This is a genomic window from Clostridium polynesiense (assembly GCF_000820705.1).
Classification (GTDB): domain Bacteria; phylum Bacillota; class Clostridia; order Clostridiales; family Clostridiaceae; genus Clostridium_AA; species Clostridium_AA polynesiense.
Genome location: NZ_CCXI01000099.1, coordinates 1 through 16,842 on the forward strand (window position 1 = coordinate 1; position 16,842 = coordinate 16,842).

15 protein-coding genes are annotated in these 16,842 nt (G+C 34.5%); 1 reads left to right on the forward strand and 14 read right to left on the reverse strand.

What is annotated here, in order from left to right:
- Nucleotides 1-145: 145 nt before the first annotated feature.
- The 4 genes from TA89_RS09055 to TA89_RS09070 all read right to left on the reverse strand — a co-directional run bounded on the left by TA89_RS09055 (nucleotide 146) and on the right by TA89_RS09070 (nucleotide 3,259).
- Complete coding sequence (locus TA89_RS09055) at nucleotides 146-547, reverse strand: bacteriohemerythrin (RefSeq protein WP_040212710.1); 402 nt, start codon at nucleotides 545-547, stop codon at nucleotides 146-148.
- A 33-nt stretch (nucleotides 548-580) separates the two neighbouring features.
- Entirely contained in the window at nucleotides 581-1,201 is a 621-nt protein-coding gene (locus TA89_RS09060) for a hypothetical protein (RefSeq protein ID WP_040212712.1), read from the reverse strand.
- A 194-nt stretch (nucleotides 1,202-1,395) separates the two neighbouring features.
- Nucleotides 1,396-2,199 (reverse strand): class I SAM-dependent methyltransferase, encoded by an 804-nt coding sequence (locus TA89_RS09065; protein ID WP_040212713.1) that lies wholly within the window; start codon nucleotides 2,197-2,199, stop codon nucleotides 1,396-1,398.
- An 85-nt stretch (nucleotides 2,200-2,284) separates the two neighbouring features.
- Complete coding sequence (locus TA89_RS09070; protein ID WP_040212715.1) at nucleotides 2,285-3,259, reverse strand: ribonuclease Z; 975 nt, start codon at nucleotides 3,257-3,259, stop codon at nucleotides 2,285-2,287.
- A 149-nt stretch (nucleotides 3,260-3,408) separates the two neighbouring features.
- Here TA89_RS09070 and TA89_RS09075 point away from each other — a divergent pair, with 149 nt between their 5' ends.
- Nucleotides 3,409-4,323: a glycerophosphodiester phosphodiesterase gene (locus TA89_RS09075; protein WP_040212717.1), complete on the forward strand. Its 915-nt coding sequence runs from the start codon at nucleotides 3,409-3,411 to the stop codon at nucleotides 4,321-4,323.
- A 106-nt stretch (nucleotides 4,324-4,429) separates the two neighbouring features.
- Here TA89_RS09075 and recQ read toward each other — a convergent pair whose 3' ends face one another.
- The 10 genes from recQ to TA89_RS09125 all read right to left on the reverse strand — a co-directional run bounded on the left by recQ (nucleotide 4,430) and on the right by TA89_RS09125 (nucleotide 16,760).
- Nucleotides 4,430-6,571 carry a DNA helicase RecQ gene (gene recQ / locus TA89_RS09080; protein ID WP_040212720.1) on the reverse strand — a complete coding sequence of 714 codons (2,142 nt, stop codon included), beginning with the start codon at nucleotides 6,569-6,571 and terminating at the stop codon, nucleotides 4,430-4,432.
- Nucleotides 6,572-6,959: 388 nt separating this feature from the next.
- The gene (locus TA89_RS09085) at nucleotides 6,960-7,574 is read right to left on the reverse strand and encodes a hypothetical protein (RefSeq protein ID WP_052447395.1); all 615 of its coding nucleotides are present in this window, start codon (nucleotides 7,572-7,574) and stop codon (nucleotides 6,960-6,962) included.
- Nucleotides 7,575-7,895: 321 nt separating this feature from the next.
- Complete coding sequence (gene purD / locus TA89_RS09090; RefSeq protein WP_052447396.1) at nucleotides 7,896-9,194, reverse strand: phosphoribosylamine--glycine ligase; 1,299 nt, start codon at nucleotides 9,192-9,194, stop codon at nucleotides 7,896-7,898.
- 65 nt (nucleotides 9,195-9,259) lie between these two features.
- The gene (gene purH, locus TA89_RS09095) at nucleotides 9,260-10,765 is read right to left on the reverse strand and encodes a bifunctional phosphoribosylaminoimidazolecarboxamide formyltransferase/IMP cyclohydrolase (protein WP_040212740.1); all 1,506 of its coding nucleotides are present in this window, start codon (nucleotides 10,763-10,765) and stop codon (nucleotides 9,260-9,262) included.
- Nucleotides 10,765-11,385 carry a phosphoribosylglycinamide formyltransferase gene (gene purN / locus TA89_RS09100; RefSeq protein WP_040212724.1) on the reverse strand — a complete coding sequence of 207 codons (621 nt, stop codon included), beginning with the start codon at nucleotides 11,383-11,385 and terminating at the stop codon, nucleotides 10,765-10,767. Before purN ends, purH begins: the two co-directional genes overlap by 1 nt.
- Nucleotides 11,373-12,371, reverse strand: coding sequence for a phosphoribosylformylglycinamidine cyclo-ligase (purM, locus tag TA89_RS09105; RefSeq protein ID WP_040212727.1), 999 nt, complete (start codon nucleotides 12,369-12,371; stop codon nucleotides 11,373-11,375). The genes purN and purM overlap by 13 nt, the downstream gene beginning before the upstream one ends.
- Nucleotides 12,372-12,379: 8 nt before the next feature.
- Complete coding sequence (purF, locus tag TA89_RS09110; RefSeq protein WP_040212729.1) at nucleotides 12,380-13,786, reverse strand: amidophosphoribosyltransferase; 1,407 nt, start codon at nucleotides 13,784-13,786, stop codon at nucleotides 12,380-12,382.
- A gap of 58 nt (nucleotides 13,787-13,844) precedes the next feature.
- A complete protein-coding gene (gene purC, locus TA89_RS09115) occupies nucleotides 13,845-14,546 on the reverse strand; it encodes a phosphoribosylaminoimidazolesuccinocarboxamide synthase (RefSeq protein WP_040212731.1) in 702 nt (233 codons plus the stop codon).
- On the reverse strand, nucleotides 14,546-15,025 hold the full coding sequence (purE, locus tag TA89_RS09120; protein WP_040212732.1) for a 5-(carboxyamino)imidazole ribonucleotide mutase: 480 nt from the start codon (nucleotides 15,023-15,025) through the stop codon (nucleotides 14,546-14,548). Before purE ends, purC begins: the two co-directional genes overlap by 1 nt.
- Nucleotides 15,026-15,110: 85 nt before the next feature.
- Nucleotides 15,111-16,760 carry a phosphoribosylformylglycinamidine synthase subunit PurQ gene (locus tag TA89_RS09125; RefSeq protein WP_242850108.1) on the reverse strand — a complete coding sequence of 550 codons (1,650 nt, stop codon included), beginning with the start codon at nucleotides 16,758-16,760 and terminating at the stop codon, nucleotides 15,111-15,113.
- Nucleotides 16,761-16,842 lie beyond the last annotated feature (82 nt).

Here is a 16,842-nt window from a genome sequence, read left to right on the forward strand (position 1 = left end):
ATCATTAAAATTCATTAACTCTCTTTAGTACCTATTTATGTGCCCATATAATAAAGCACAGGAATCTTAATTATAACATATTAAAAGAAAAATATGAACACCTTAAAGTTTTTATCTTTAAGGTGTTCATAAAAAAGTTATCGTTCTAATTATTAATTGAATTATTGATAGATTTATCTCTAATCAATATATGTTCATCAATCCATTTATAAACATAATCAAGTATTTCTAAAATGGACGCATTTTGATTTATATCTATGTTATCAATATCTATCTCATTGATTTTGTTTATAAAATTAATGTGCTCAACTTTATGTGATAGAAATGATTTATATCCCAATTCCATCATAATTTTTTCTTCACACTGAAAATGATAAACTGTGTAATTCTTTAATTCATTTAATATGTTTATAATATCATCAAATTTGTCTAATCTCATTTTGTCTTTTAGCAGCTTCACGGCATTATTACCTATTCTAAACAATTCCCTGTGCTGATCATCAATTATCTCTATACCTACTCCATATTCTTCTTTCCAATTAAACATATCAATTCCCCCATTTAACCCCAAATTTAATATTTAATAGGATTCAACAAGCTTTTCTGCTTCCTTTTTTAAATCCTCTAAGGTTCCGTCATTTTTTACAATATAATCTGATTTTTCCACTATGTCAGCCACATTTTTTTCTGTGTTATGATTAGGGTCAGATTTTCTCGCAACTTCCTCGCCGTCTCGAACTATAAGTCTTTCCATTCTTAAATTTCTATCAGTTTTTATCCCTACAACCATAAAGCCTATATTCTTCCAGTAGTCGTAATCATCATAGGTTCTTCCTCCTACTATCATCGGAAGAAATTCACCGTTAATAAGCTTTAAATTATGGATAATATCCTCATATTCAGTTTCTTCTTTTATCTCTTTTAGATCTTCTTTAGTATAATCACTGAACATTTTACTTAAACAGTACTTATTTAATATGTTCTTATCAATTTCACGAAGCTTATCTGCAACGCTTTGATAAAAACCTCTTTCCCTCCCATTCCACTCAGGTGAAACCCTTAATACAGGTTTCATAGAACGTATAATATCACCTAATCCATACTTCTTTATATCTTTATTATAAAAGCTGATCATATCAGCAAGGGTATCTTTTCCCGAACCCATTTCTCCAAATATAATAATTCCGTTGTACTTTTCCATATTTGTCCTCCCTCACAGTTAATAACTTTTACGGTTTTTAAAATCAAGTTTTTAATCTTTTTTAACCATTATTTATTTAAATATTATAATTATTATCACATACTTCTATTCTATCACAGCAGTATAAGTTCTTGAAACCAGGCGATGACTTTTAATAGTTTATTGAAAACTAAATAGTTTATTAAGGAGGAAAATTATTTTTTTACAATTATATGAAGATGCTCTGATGAATCTCTGTATTGGGGAAATTCGCAGCTTTCTACCGCTGCTCTCACAAAATTCTTATATATTTCCGGTTGATTTAGTGAAAGCTCCTGCATTTGAGGCATTAATCCAGATAAAAAACCTTCTGCAGCTGCATAACTTATTACTTCAAAACCTGCACCTTCCACCTCCTGAAGAGCATGCAAAGGAGTGGTAAAGAAGGTTTTAGTAAAGCTTTCTTCAGCAGAAAATTTTAAATTTCCTTGGAAATACCCTTGGAAATGCTTAATATCATTAAATACATCCGGAAATTCATGAGGTGCGGCCCTCAATGCTCCCCAAGAGTTAATATACGATATTAAAGCAGTACCGCCCTTTTTTAATATTCTGTACGTATCCTTTAATACCTTAGTCCTTATCTCTTCTTCATGTATATGATATAAAGGTCCCATTAAAAGAACTCCATCATATTTATTTTCTGGAAACTCATTAAGCTGTATTGCACTTTTGCAAAAGTAATTTTCTGCTTTTAGACCTGATTCTGTAATTTTATTTTCAGCAATTTTTAGTTCATTAATAGAGATATCCAATAATGAAACCTTATATCCCTTTTTCAGCATCTCCAATGAATATCTTCCCGGTCCGGCACCAATGTCCAGTATTTCACCGTCTTTCGGAAAATACTTATCAATAAGATAATTTGTGCTGTCAAATTCTATTTTTGTGTACGGATTATTAAGCCTGATCCATTCCTTTTCTGCCTGAGAATCATAATACTCTTTAACTGCATCCATACTAAATCCCCCTTTTTATGATGATTTCACTTTGATTTATTTTTACACATTTTTACATAATTGTCTATAGGTGTTTTTATTTTTTCTAATCTTCAAAGCTTAAAGTTTTTACCATTCTATCTCTTCCTATGATGGTATTTGTAAAAACCGAGGTTGCATTAAAAAGGAATTCCTCGGGGTTTTGCATCGAAGGACTGAAATGAGTTAAAAGAAGCTCCTTTACCTGCGCTCTCATAGCAAGTTCTCCGGCTTCTTTAAAAGTCATATGCTTGTTATTCACAGCCTTTTCTATATCCTTATCTTCTCCATAGGTTCCTTCACAAATAAAGAGCCGACTTTTATAAACGAACTCTACAATGGAATCAATAGGTCTCGTATCCATTATATAGCTTATCTTTATGCCCTTACGCTTCCTCCCCAGTACCATAGAGGGTTCATAAACCATCCCTTCATACTCAATTCTCCCTCCCTTTTGCAGTTTGTTCCATAATACCTTAGGTACCTTATTTAACAGTGCTTTTTCCATATCAAATTTTGACCTTCTGTCAATGTTCAAGCAGTATCCCAAACAAGGAGAAGAATGGTCTAAACTCAATGTAGATAAGTTCATATCCCCTTCTTCATAGCCTTTAAAAGTTAAACTCTCCTGATATTCATCTTTTAAAATAAGCCGTCCATCTCTTACATTAAACTTTAATTCCTGCTTAGGGTCTTCCAAAATATACAGCTCATAGGGGATATATGGAACTATCACTCTTAGACCCTTTATAACATCCTTTATTCCCTTCGGCCCAATCAAATAAACAGGTTCTGTTCTTCCGCTGTTACCCATAGTAGCCAGAAGCCCGGGAAGTCCCACTATATGATCTCCATGGGAATGAGTTATAGCTATTATATCTATTGATTTAAATCCCCAACGGAGAATTTTCATAGATACCTGAGTTCCTTCACCGCAGTCTATTAATATTTTCCTTCCTTGATAATTTATTAAAAGAGCAGATAAAAATCGATGAGGAGTGGGCATTCCACCTCCACTTCCTAGCAATGCCAAATCTATCAAATTATCACCTTAATTCTATTTTTTATATTTTTATATTGTAAAATATATAAACATTATGTTAATATATAGAAGAAAGTTTACACAAAATTTAAATATCGTTTTAATTTTTTTAAGATTCGCCAAAATAATTTATTTTAAGAGGTCATATTATGAAAAAAAATCTGAGATTCACATCTTTGACTCTTCTAGTCTTACTTCTTTTGGTGTTTACATATAATTTCTGCAGCTCTACTTCTTTTTCAGAGTCTAAGCTTTTTTATACAAAACAAAGGCTGGGAGGTTTTAATAAACCTAAGCTTAAATTCGTAAGTTCAAAGCATAACTCATTTTTTTCAATGGATTTCGGTCCTTATGCAGCCCATAGAGGCATTGCTTCTAAACTTCCAGAAAATTCTCTTCAGGCCTTTAAGGTTTCAAAAGATCTTGGTTATAAAGTGGTAGAGACTGATTTAAGACTAACAAAGGACAATACATGGATTCTCATGCATGACTATACATTGGATAGAACCACTACCGGAAAAGGTCTTGTATCTAAATATAAATTGGACGACCTTAACAAATTAAGTCTTAAAGGAGATTCAAAATCTGAAGCTTATGGGATTCCAACCTTAGAGGAATTTATAAAACTTTGTAAAGAAGAAGATTTAATACCAATACTGGATATAAAGATTAATGATACTGAGATAAGACAACAGGATTATAAAGAACTTATATCTATCTTAAATAAATATGATATGCTCAGCAAAAGCATAATTTCTTCTAATCATAAAGAGGTGCTGGGTAATGTAAGAAACCTGAGCAGTGAGAGTCCTCTTGCAGTAATGATGGATATTAACAATTCTACTATAGACCTTATTAAAGAATTAGGTAATTCCTTTGTTTACTTCAGATATAAGGATATAGACCCTGATAAAATTCAGCTTATGAAGGAAAATAATATTAAGTATGCTGTATGGACAGTGGACAATCTTGAAGATGCGGAATATTTTACAAATCAAGGTGCATTGTTTATCGTTACAGATGCTTTATATCCTTCAAATGTAATTAAACAAGCTTCCAAGTAGTTTTGTAAGTTCAAAATTATTATATAGAGTAAATATATACTGAGAAGTTTTTAAAATCATTGTAAAACTCCTCAGTTTTTATATATAAACCCTTGAAAGTATAATACTAATAATTATGCTTTAATATTACAGCCTTTATAGCTGTGTATTCTATATCCTCTGGAAGAATTTCTTTAATAGGTTTTAGCTTTGAAGCTCCTACTTCATTTATAGCCTTAAGTATCTCTTCCTCTCTCCCTTCAGGAATAAAGGAATCTAAATCTATATCTAAACCCTCTGCAGCACACTGAAAGATATGATTTTGTATAGTAAGCAGAGTTAAATCTCTTATTTTCGATATCTCCTTTAAATCTTTCCCTTCCTTATAAAGTTCATAGGTTATATAGTGAGTTTTTACCTTCGGCTTAGCTTCTTCATTCTCCCTAGAGGAGGCCGCTGTTTCCATTTCAGAAGCATTATCAATATGGATATTATTCTCCTTAACATAATTTATAATTATAGTTTCAAATCTTTCTCCGTATTTTTCATATTTTCTCTCCCCTACCCCTTTAATATTTAAAAACTTTTCTTCTTTGTTATCAGGAAATCTCCTTGATATTTCTCTTAAGGTTGCATCAGGGAAAATCACATAAGGCGGAATCCTTTGTTCTTCAGATATTTCTTTGCGAAGTTCTTTTAATTTATTTAAAAGATCATTATCCTCATGCTTTACTTCCACAGCTTTTCTCATGGAAATATACACCGGTTCATTACCCTTTAAAGCATTTGCTGATTTAGAAGTAAGCTTTAATACAGGATAATCATCATTGGTTACTTGAATATATCCATCAGCAATAAGCTTATTAATAAGTTCATCTATGTATTTTCTGTCATAGTCCTTCATTAAGGAATAAGTAGAAATTTTGTTTAAAGAAAATTTCATGATCCTTTGATTCTTTGATCCTTTTAAAATATCTATTATGGTATTTATACCATACCGCTCTCTCACTCTGTATATGGAAGAAAATATCATCTGTGCTTCCAAGGTTGCGTCTATCTTCTGATTTTCTTCATTGCATATGCTGCAGTTGCCGCAATTTTCTTCAGAATACTCTTCTCCAAAATAATTTAAAATATATTTCCTAAGGCACTGGGAAGTGTAACAGTAATCTACCATATTTCTTAAATTAGCATAGTCCTTACTCTTCTTTTCAGGAGATAAGGTGGTAGTTTCAATTAAATACCTTTGAGTCTGAACATCCCCTGAGTTATATAGAAGTATACATTCCGAATCTTCTCCATCTCTTCCTGCTCTTCCCGCCTCCTGATAGTAAGCTTCCAGGTTTTTAGGCATATTATAATGAATTACAAATCTTATATTTGATTTATCAATTCCCATTCCGAAAGCATTGGTAGCAATTATTATATTTATACGGTCATACATAAAGTCTTCCTGCATCTGCCTTCTAATTTCTTCCTTCAATCCTGCATGATATAGTCCAGCTTTATATTTATCCTTAAATAAATTATATAGATGTTCCGCTTCTCTCCTGGTGGCAGTAAATATAATCCCGCTTTCTTCACCTTTTTCTTTAAGATATTCCTTTATAAAATTATCTTTATTTTCTCCTCTGAATACTTTAAAGGTTAGATTTTCTCTGTTAAACCCCGTAAAATACATGTCGGGGTTATTTAAGGATAAAAGCTCTATAATATCCTCTTTCACCTCAGGAGTGGCAGTAGCTGTACAGGCGAGGAGTCTAGGTCTATTTTCCAGCATATTTATAAAACTTTTAATCTTTCTATAGCTGGGTCTAAAATCATGTCCCCACTTTGAAACGCAATGAGCTTCATCAATAGCTATAAAGGATATGTCCATGCACATCAGTTCATGAACAAAGCTTTGAGATTCAAGCCTTTCCGGAGCCACATATAAAAGCTTACATTCCCCGTTATAAACCCTCATCAGATTTTGCTGAATCTGCTTATCTGTAAGGCTGCTGTTGATATATACCGCATCAATCCCCATTTCATTCAATGAATCTATTTGATCCTTCATCAGAGAAATAAGAGGTGATATGACTATGGTAAGCCCATTAAGCAGCATTGCGGGTATCTGATAAATAACGGATTTTCCCCCTCCGGTAGGCATTATGACAAAGGTATCTCTGCCCTCCATTATATTTTCAATGGCCTCTTCCTGACCTTTTCTAAAGCTGTCATAGCCAAAATATTCTTTTAGTATCTTTAGTGCTGATTCCTTCCACATTCTATTTATGCTCCTTTTTAATTCGAAAATAAATACTGAATAAATTTGTGCATAATCAATAATGAAGATTATCCTTTTTTTAAAAATTCTATTTTAAATTCTATCCAGATAAAGATTTTTCAAACATACGTTCTCATATTTTTTAATACTATTATATCATATTATAAATAACATATGGATTTACTGCAAAAATGCCGCTATATTATGGAAGGAAAATCTTAAAAAAGTCATATTTAAAGATAGAAAAAAGAAAGCCAGCTGAGGTAAATATAATTTTATAAAGACCTATTTTAAATTAAAGTTCTTAAAATAATAATTTTAAGGGAAGCACAAATTGTACTTCCCTTGTAGTAATGAAGGAATCATAAATTCCTGAATAGATAAAACCTTATTTGAACAAGGTATATTTTTTATCACCATAACGATATTCCAAAGTTTTAACAGTGCTGCCTTCTGCAGTTAAATATCCATATTTCCCGTTTTCAAATCTTACGCTTTTAATGCTTAGTAGTCCGTTATTATCCTTAAAGTATTCCGGCGTATCTGTCGTCATAAAGCCATTGCTCATTGGCTTGTACTCAGTTTCTGTTAAGGTATCCTCTGAAGGAGAATAAATATACATTTTAGAAGAGGATATATTATGAAGTTGGACTGCTTCTCCCTTTTCATCTACCTGCACTTCACAATAGTTATCCCCTTGAGTAAAGTTGCAGTTAATAGGCTTTAAATCGAGGCTTCTTATGATTTTTTCCTCTTTGAGGTCATATACAAAAAGCCCGAAATAGCCATGAAAGATAATTTTATCCTCAGAGGCAAAGTCAAGCTGAGTCATATCCGTTCCAATGGATTTCTCTGGATTTATTTCAGCTTTTACAATCTGAATTATTTTTCCCTCTTTGCTTCCATTTTTAACTTCAGATTTATTAATTTTATCACTCCCACAGCCGCCCAACAAGGTTATAAGTATCATAACACTTATTACTTTATAAATAATTCTACTCAAAGATATTCCCCCTAAAAACATATTCACTGTATTATTTATTTTAACACATATGTACTTTTTTGCCATATACTCCCTATTATAAAAATGATATTTATGTGAATTATTTACTTAAATCTATTATTCTCCGATGGCTGTTTTAATAGGTTATAACTATATTAATATTCTCATTTACTTTCGAATTTCTATTTATAATAAATATCACTTGGTTTTTAGTTGCCTTAACTTTGATACTTTAAGGTAATACAATCCTTCTAAGAAAATTTTATCTTAAAGAAAAAAAGTGAATCTCCTAATGGAAGTTCACTTAAATAATCAATGATATCAAACTAGTTCATAACTTTCCTGTTCCTTAAATGCTTTTTCACAGTTTTCAGAGATTTTTCCTATATCTTTTCTATAATACATATTTTTAAAGTCAATAAATTCTACAGCCTCATAGGCTTTTTCTATGGCAGAGGTTAAATCATTTCCGCAGGCAGTCACACATAAAACCCTTCCTCCTGAGGTTTCAAGAATCCCATTATTAAGGTTAACTCCTGCAGCAAAAACCTTTCCAGGTATATTTTCCTTTATTCTTATAGGATATCCCTTTTCATAGAAGGCAGGATACCCCCCTGATGCAGCTACTATAGCACAGCAGCTTCCCTGCTTCCACCTTATTTCAGTGTCATGCAGACTCTCAGAGAGAGAAGAAAGCATAAGCTCCAAAAAGTCAGATTCCATAATGCTCAGCACAGCCTGAGTTTCCGGATCTCCCATCCTCACATTATATTCTAAAAGGTACACTCCTTTTCTGCATATCATTATTCCAAAGAAAATTATTCCTTTATAATCCATGCCTTCACTTTGTATACCTCTTAAGGTGGGGAGGAGTATATCCTCATTAAAAGACTTCATAACCTCATCATCCACATAAGGGTTAGGAGCTATTACTCCCATTCCTCCAGTGTTTGGTCCCATATCATTTTCATAAATCTGCTTGTGGTCTTTTGCAGATAGGAAGGGTAATATGGTACTTCCATCGGTAATGGATAATATAGAAGCTTCTACTCCTTCTAAATATTCTTCAATGACTATCTCTAAGGCTGCTCCTTTAAAAATGTCTGAGATCATAAAATCCTCTATGGCTTTAACTGCTTCCTCTCGTGTACTGCAGATTACTACACCTTTTCCTGCTGCTAATCCATCAGCTTTTATAACCACAGGATATTCACAGAAATTTATATAATTTAAAGCTTCTTTTACATCCTTAAAGCATTCATATTCTGCAGTCTTCACTCCATACTTTTTCATAAAATTTTTAGAAAATATCTTGCTTCCTTCAAGCATTGCAGCTCTCTTATCCGGCCCGAAAATATTAAGATTTTCCTTTTTAAACTCATCAACAATTCCGTTGGTCAAGGGCTCTTCCGGTCCCACTATGGTAAGATCTATACTTTCAGCTTTAGCAAAGCTTATAAGAGCTTTAATATCTGTAATATCTATGTTTTCACACTTGTGCTCCAGTGCAGTTCCTCCGTTTCCCGGAGCACAATAAATCCTGCTTACCTTTGGATTTTCAGCTATTTTCCAGGCTAAGGCATGTTCCCTGCCTCCTGAACCTATAATCATCACCTTCATACTATCATCCTCAACTTTAAAAATTAGTTATACCTTAATTGAATGATTATAAATAGATAAATATTTTAGTGCTTAAAGTGTCTTACTCCTGTAAACACCATAGCTATACCCAGCTCATTGCACTTCTTTATAGAATCCTCGTCTCTCTTTGATCCGCCGGGCTGTATTATAGCTTTAATATTATATTTTGAAGCTGCTTCTACCACATCGTCAAAGGGGAAGAAAGCATCAGATGCAAGTACCAGGGCATTTTCTCCTCTTTCCAAAGCTTCATTAGCTGCCCATATCCTGTTCACCTGTCCTCCGCCGATACCTACAGCTTTTTTGTCCTTCACCGCTACTATGGCGTTAGATTTTACATATTTAACGATTTTCATACCAAACAGCATATCTTCAAGCTCTTTTTCAGAAGGCTTTTTCTCCGTAACTACCTTTAAATCCTGTAAAAGAGTGTTATCCTCTTGCTGAACTAAAACTCCTCCATCAATGCTTACAAAGTAATCCTTATTCTTAGGAGTATTATTGCATTTAATAATCCTTAGGTTCTTTTTAACCTTTAAAACCTCCAGAGCATCATCATCAAAATCCGGTGCAGCAACTATTTCTAAGAATATTTTAACCATTTCCTCTGCAGTAGCTTTATCCACTTTTCTATTTAATGCAACTATACCTCCAAATATCGATATCTTATCGCATTCATAAGCCTTTACATAACTATCGTAAGCTGATTCACCTACAGCAGCACCGCAGGGAGTATTGTGCTTTAAAGCACAGCAGGCAGGCTCTTCAAATTCACATGCTACCTTCCAGGCTATATCAAGGTCTTTTAAATTATTATAGGAAAGCTCTTTACCATTTAATATATCAAAGGTATTCATGGCACCTTCCAGGGTATTTGAAACATAATAAGCAGCTCTTTGATGAGGGTTTTCTCCGTATCTTAAATCCATAGCTTTTCTATAGCTTAAGGATAAATACTCAGGATAAGCTTCATCCTCCTCCATAAGGAAATTAGCCACTGCTGCATCGTAAGCACTCATGAGATTGAAAACCTTAGAGGCAAGCTTTTTCCTTGTAGAATAATCAACTTCACCCTTAGATGTTATCTGATCTTTTACTGTGGAATAATCCTTCTTATCTGAGATAACCACTACATCCTTAAAGTTTTTTGCTGCTGCTCTAAGCATAGTTGGCCCACCGATGTCTATGAATTCTACTTTTTCTTCAAAGCTTAAATCCTCTTTATATTTTTCAAAAAAAGGATAAAGATTAACTATAACCATATCTATGGTATTGATGTTCCATTCTTTTAAGGTTTCCTTATGAGCTTCATCATCTCTTCTTGCCAGTATTCCGCCATGAATTAATGGATGAAGGGTTTTAACTCTTCCATCAAGCATTTCAGGAAACTTTGTTATTTCGTTTATTTCTATAACCTTAACTCCATTTTCCTTTAAATGCTTATAAGTACCTCCTGTAGAAATGATTTCATAATTTTCCTTCTGCAAAAATTCTGCTAAATCTAAAATTCCATCCTTTTCAAAAACGCTTATAAGTGCTCTTTTCATTATTAAATCACCTCTTCTAAAATCTTTACTCCCTGAGGAGTATTTAATAGCTTCTTTTGTTCTATAAGACAAAGGACTTTACATAAAAGTTTATGTTCTTCCGAAAGCACCTTTTCCTGCAGTGTATCCGCGTCATCGCAGGTATCTACCTTTACGATCTTTTGAAGTATCACGGCACCTCCATCCACCTCTGCATTGACATAATGAACAGTGCAGCCTGTGATTTCAGCCTTTGCTTTAATCACTGCTTCATGAACCCTTCTGCCATACATTCCTTTTCCGCAGAAATTCGGGATTAAAGAAGGATGAATGTTTATTATCTTATTTTTATAAGTATTAAGTATCTCACCCTTTAATATAGAAAGAAATCCCGCCAGTACTATTAAGTCAAGGTCTTCCCCTATTATTTGGAGAGCCTTATCTCCAAAATCCTCCTTATGTATACTTTTATCCAGCACATAAGTCCTTATGCCTTTAATCTCCGCTCTTTCCAAAGCTCCTGCCTTAGGATTATCGCTTATAACCGCTTCAATTCTGCAGTTTAATTTTCCCTGTTCTATATTATCTATAATACTTTGGAGGTTACTGCCGCTTCCTGAAACAAAAACCGCTATTTTAAGCATATTCCTTCACCTCCTGAGGAAATACAGCCTATATTATATGCCCTTTCACCCAGCAAAATCAATTCTTCTATAACTTTTTCCTTAATGGAATCCTCCACACAAATCACAAAACCTATACCCATGTTAAAGGTATTGTAAAGTTCTTTTTCTAAAACCCCTTCATCCGTAAATTTTTGATAAATATCAGGAACAGGATAACTGCTTTTATTTATAACTGCAGTAACTCCCCGTGGTAACATTCTGGGGATATTCTCTATAAATCCCCCTCCGGTTATATGAGCCATACCCTTAATCTCAAATTTATCCATAAGTTTCAAGATGGTGTTAACATAAATCTTTGTAGGAGTTAAGAGATGTTCTCCTATGCTCTTCCCCTGAAAATCCTCTTCTAAATCTGTAAATACCTTTCTTATAAGTGAATATCCGTTGCTGTGAAAACCCGTGGAAGCTATTCCTATAAGGGCATCCCCTTCCTTTATAGAGCTTCCATCGATGATTTCATCCTTATCCACTATTCCTACTGCAAAGCCTGCAATATCGTATTCTCCATCCCTGTAAAAGCCCGGCATCTCGGCGGTTTCTCCTCCCACAAGAGAAGCTCCGCATTGACTGCATCCTTCAGAAACTCCTTTTACCATGCTTGCTGCCACCTCTGCTTCCAGCTTTCCACAAGCAAGATAATCAAGAAAAAACAAAGGTTTAGCTCCATGACAAAGTATATCATTTACACACATTGCTACGCAGTCAATGCCTACAGTATCATATTTTTTCATTCTAAAAGCTATATCTAACTTAGTTCCCACTCCATCAGTTCCAGTAACTAACACAGGATTTTTATACCCCTGTGGAAGTTCAATCATAGCAGCAAAGCTTCCAAGAGTATTAAGGACTGAACTACCAGCAGTTCTTGCTGCATATTCCTTCATAAGGCTTACAGCCTTATATCCTTCTTCAATATTTACTCCTGCTTCTTTGTAATTAACCATTTTTCTCACTACCTTTCAAGACTGTCCTTTGACGTTTCCATAGGTGTAGCCATGGGATAAACACCAGTAAAGCATCCCAGACAGAAATCATTATCCTTATTAAAGGCTTTTAAAAGTCCTTTTGTACTGAGATATTGAAGGCTGTCTGCTCCGATTTTCTGCCTTATAGCTTCTAAATCCATATTAGCTCCTATTAAATCCTTTCTGTATGGAGTGTCAATGCCGAAATAGCATGGATACTTAACCATAGGAGATGCAATTCTAAAATGCACCTCTGTGGCTCCCGCCTTTCTTAATAAATCTATAAGCTTTTCGCTAGTGGTTCCTCTTACTATTGAGTCATCTATAAGAACCACTTTCTTTCCTGCAATATTGTTTTTAAGCGGATTAAGCTTAATTGCTACAGATCTTTCTCTCAAATCCTGTGATGGAGCTATGAAGGTTCTTCCTACATATCTGTTCTTTATAAATCCTATACCGTAAGGTATACCAGAAGCCCTTGCATATCCTACCGCAGCAGGTATACCTGAGTCAGGAACTCCGATTACAACATCCGCTTCCGCAGGAGCTTCCTCATAAAGAACTTCACCCATCTTAACCCTTGATTCATATACATTAATTCCGTCCATAGTACTATCCGGTCTTGCAAAATAAATGTATTCAAAGGCACAGGTCTTAGTTTGAGTCTTCTCAATATTATTCAGACTCCTGAGCCCATCTTTATCTATAATTACTATTTCTCCAGGGTTGACATCTCTCACAAATTCTGCTCCTAAGGTATCAAATGCACAGCTTTCTGAGGATAATATATAGCTGTCATTAAGTTTCCCTATACAGAGAGGCCTGATACCATAGGTATCCCTTACACCTATAAGCTTATCTTCTGTTAATATCACCAGAGCAAAGGATCCCTTCACCGCCTGTATTGCATCAAAAACAGCTCTTTCTATACCCTTTTTTGCATTTCTTGCTATAAGGCTTAAAACTATTTCAGAATCTATGGAGGTTTGGAAGGTACATCCTCCATCTTCTAATAATTCTCTTATAACATCGGCATTTATTAAATTTCCATTGTGGGCAATAGCCATTGTTCCAAGCTTGTACTGGGTAACTATAGGCTGAGCATTTATCTCAGTACTTTCTCCTGCAGTGGAATATCTAACATGTCCTATAGCTGCATTACCTTTTAGTTTACTCATATCCTTTTGCTGGAAGGCTTCATTTACAAGTCCCATTTTCTTATGACATACTATTTCTTTCCCGTTAGAAACGGCAATCCCCGCACTCTCCTGTCCTCTATGCTGAAGAGCATAAAGTCCGTAATAGGTTATAGCAGCAACCTCATCTTCCTTTGGAGAAAATATCCCAAAAACTCCACATTCATCTTTAAATTTATCCATAGTTAAATCTATCATGCTTTTTTCCCCTTTTTTTGTTTTTCAAAGCTTTATATTTCCAAAACTGAGCTTATACCTATCCTATTCTGTTTAAAATTTCTTCATAGGCATCCTTAATACTGCCTAAATCTCTTCTGAATCTGTCTTTATCAAGCTTTTCATTAGTTTCTGCGTCCCAAAATCTGCAGGTATCCGGAGATATTTCATCTGCAAGGATTATATCTCCCTCGTATCTTCCAAATTCCAATTTAAAATCTATGAGTTTTATATTCTGTTTTAAGAAAAACTCCTTTAATATATCATTTATTTTTTTAGTGCTTTCGTATATTTTATTAAGCTCTTCATAGGTAGTTAATCCAATGGCTACAGCATGATGGTCATTGATCAGCGGATCTCCCAAAGCATCATTTTTATAGCATATTTCAAATACGGTGGTTTTAAGCTCTGAACCTTCCTCTAATCCTAATCTTTTTGCCATGCTTCCTGCAGCAGTGTTCCTTACAATAACCTCTACAGGCACTATTTCTACCTTTCTGCAGAGCTGCTCCCTGTCACTGAGCTTTTTTATATAATGAGTCTTAATCCCTTTGCTTTCTAAAAGCTCGAAAAGCTTTGAAGTTATGCTGTTATTTAATATTCCTTTATCCTCAATCTGTCCTTTTTTTTCTCCGTTAAAAGCTGTAGCATCGTCTTTGTAGTAAACTATAACTTCATTATCTGATGAAGTCCTAAATATTTTTTTAGCCTTTCCCTCATAAAGCATTTCCATTTTTTCCATTACAGTTCAACCTCACTTTCATTTTCCTTTATAAATTTTTCTTTCATTTCTTTTCTATAATTAACAAGCTTCGTTTTAAGCTCAGGATATTTTAAAGAAAGTATTTGAACCGCTAAAAGTCCTGCATTATAGCTATTATTCAACCCTACTGCAGCTACAGGAATGGATTTAGGCATCTGTACAATAGAAAATAATGCATCTAAGCCATTTAAATCAGCTTTTATAGGTACTCCGATTACCGGAAGCACAGTATGAGAAGCTATTACTCCAGGAAGATGAGCAGCTAACCCCGCTCCTGCAATAATACATTCAAAGCCCTGCTCCTCTACGGAATCCAAAGTTTCCATAAGCTTTTCCGGAACCCTGTGAGCAGATAATATATATGCCTTATACTCTATTCCAAATTCCTTTAATGCCTTTGCTGCTCCCTTCATAACCTCTATGTCTGATTTACTGCCAAAGAAAATTGCTACCTTCATCAATAAAACCACCTTTCAAAAATATTAACAAAATGTTAACGGTGCCAGGCACCTGACAAGTGACAAATTTATCCTTATCTAATGTTTATTTAAAGTAATTAACTCCGGCCTTAAAAATCTTTTGATCCATATTTCCAGGAATATTTTTAAGAAGATTGTTTAAACCTCTTTCGCTATGTCCCATCTTCCCAAGCACCCTTCCGTCAGGACTGGTGATTCCTTCAACAGCACATATAGAACCGTTAGGATTATAAGGCATATGAAGAGCTGCCCTTCCATGGTTATCCACATATTGTGTAGCTATCTGTCCATTTTTAATCAATCTTTCAAGCTCTTCCTTTGGTGCAGTGAATCTTCCTTCTCCATGGGAAATTGGAATGCTGTGTATGTCGCCTAAGGATATCTCGTTAAACCAAGGGGAAAGCTTTGATACCACCTTAGTGTTTACTACGGAAGAGACATGTCGTCCTATGCTGTTGTAGGTCAATGTAGGCATATCCTCTGTGATATCTCTTATTTCACCATAGGGAACAAGTCCTAATTTAATCAATGCCTGAAAGCCGTTGCATATTCCTAAAATCAATCCGTCTCTATTCTTAATCAAATTCATCACAGCTTCTTTTAATTCAGGATTTCTAAATACCGCAGCGATGAACTTACCGGAACCCTCAGGTTCATCTGCTGCACTAAAACCTCCGGGAAGCATGAGTATTTGAGAACCATTAATTTCATCTGCCATTTTCTTAATAGAAGTCTTTAAATCTTCTGAGGTTAAATTTCTAAGTACTAAGGAGCTTACCTCTGCACCTTCCTTTTCAAAAGCTTTTATAGAATCGTACTCACAGTTTGTACCTGGAAATACAGGTATAAAAACCTTTGGCTTAGCTATTTTTGTTCCTAGATATACTTTAGCTTTGCTGTCAGATAATATATCCTCTACATGGTTATCTTCACTAATAGCTTTTGTTGGAAATACATTTTCTAAAGGCTTTTCCCAAGTATTTATCAGTTCATCTAAGAGAATTTCTTCCTCTTTATATCTTAAATAGGAATGGTTAAGCTTCTCAGAATCTTCCTTTCCTTTAGCATTCTCAACCTCTGCAAAGTAAATATAATCTAGGCCTTCAAATTCCTCCTCAGGCTTTAATTGATCCTTTACCTGCAGTAAAAGGGAACCGTAATATGGGAAGAAAAGCTCCTCTTCAGTTAATTTATCATTAAGTCTTAACCCTACCTTGTTTCCAAAACACATTTTACATATTCCAGCAGCAGCACCGCCTTCTCTTACCGCATAAGCTGAGTCCACCATTCCTTTGTCCACTAAATCCTTAACCCTGCTAAGTACAGCTTTAAAACTATCAAAGTCTATGGTTAACTCATCATCATAAATTTTACTTCTCAATAGATACACCCTTGAACCAGGATTTCCGGTATTTTTCACCCTATGATTTTCTTCAATTTTCAGTTCCGGAGATATTATATCAGAAGCTTTATCTAAAGCTACCGCAAAGGCAACTAAGGTTGGTGGAACATCTAAATCTTCAAAGGTTCCGGACATACTGTCCTTGCCTCCTATTGCCGCAATCCCCAGCTCCTTTTGAGCATGAAAGGCTCCCATCAATGCTGAGAAAGGTTTTCCCCATCTTTCTTTATCCTTGCCTAATTTTTCAAAGTACTCCTGAAGAGTTAATTTAACCTTTTTATAATCTCCTCCCATGGCAGCTACTTTTGCCACAGCCTCCACCACTGAAAATAAAGCTCCATGAGTAGGGACCTACCTAATTTGACTAAGTTTTAGGTATTACTACCCAGTAGGT

Bases quoted from the DNA above. Each gene is read 5' to 3' on its own strand.
- purM (WP_040212727.1), bottom strand. From the start codon at position 12,371: ATGGTTAATTACAAAGAAGCAGGAGTAAATATTGAAGAAGGATATAAG.
- purE (WP_040212732.1), bottom strand. From the start codon at position 15,025: ATGAAGGTAGCAATTTTCTTTGGCAGTAAATCAGACATAGAGGTTATG.
- purF (WP_040212729.1), bottom strand. From the start codon at position 13,786: ATGATAGATTTAACTATGGATAAATTTAAAGATGAATGTGGAGTTTTT.
- purN (WP_040212724.1), bottom strand. From the start codon at position 11,385: ATGCTTAAAATAGCGGTTTTTGTTTCAGGAAGCGGCAGTAACCTCCAA.
- TA89_RS09075 (WP_040212717.1), top strand. From the start codon at position 3,409: ATGAAAAAAAATCTGAGATTCACATCTTTGACTCTTCTAGTCTTACTT.
- purD (WP_052447396.1), bottom strand. From the start codon at position 9,194: ATGAAGGTGATGATTATAGGTTCAGGAGGCAGGGAACATGCCTTAGCC.
- purC (WP_040212731.1), bottom strand. From the start codon at position 14,546: ATGGAAAAAATGGAAATGCTTTATGAGGGAAAGGCTAAAAAAATATTT.
- TA89_RS09055 (WP_040212710.1), bottom strand. From the start codon at position 547: ATGTTTAATTGGAAAGAAGAATATGGAGTAGGTATAGAGATAATTGAT.
- TA89_RS09060 (WP_040212712.1), bottom strand. From the start codon at position 1,201: ATGGAAAAGTACAACGGAATTATTATATTTGGAGAAATGGGTTCGGGA.
- recQ (WP_040212720.1), bottom strand. From the start codon at position 6,571: ATGTGGAAGGAATCAGCACTAAAGATACTAAAAGAATATTTTGGCTAT.
- TA89_RS09065 (WP_040212713.1), bottom strand. From the start codon at position 2,199: ATGGATGCAGTTAAAGAGTATTATGATTCTCAGGCAGAAAAGGAATGG.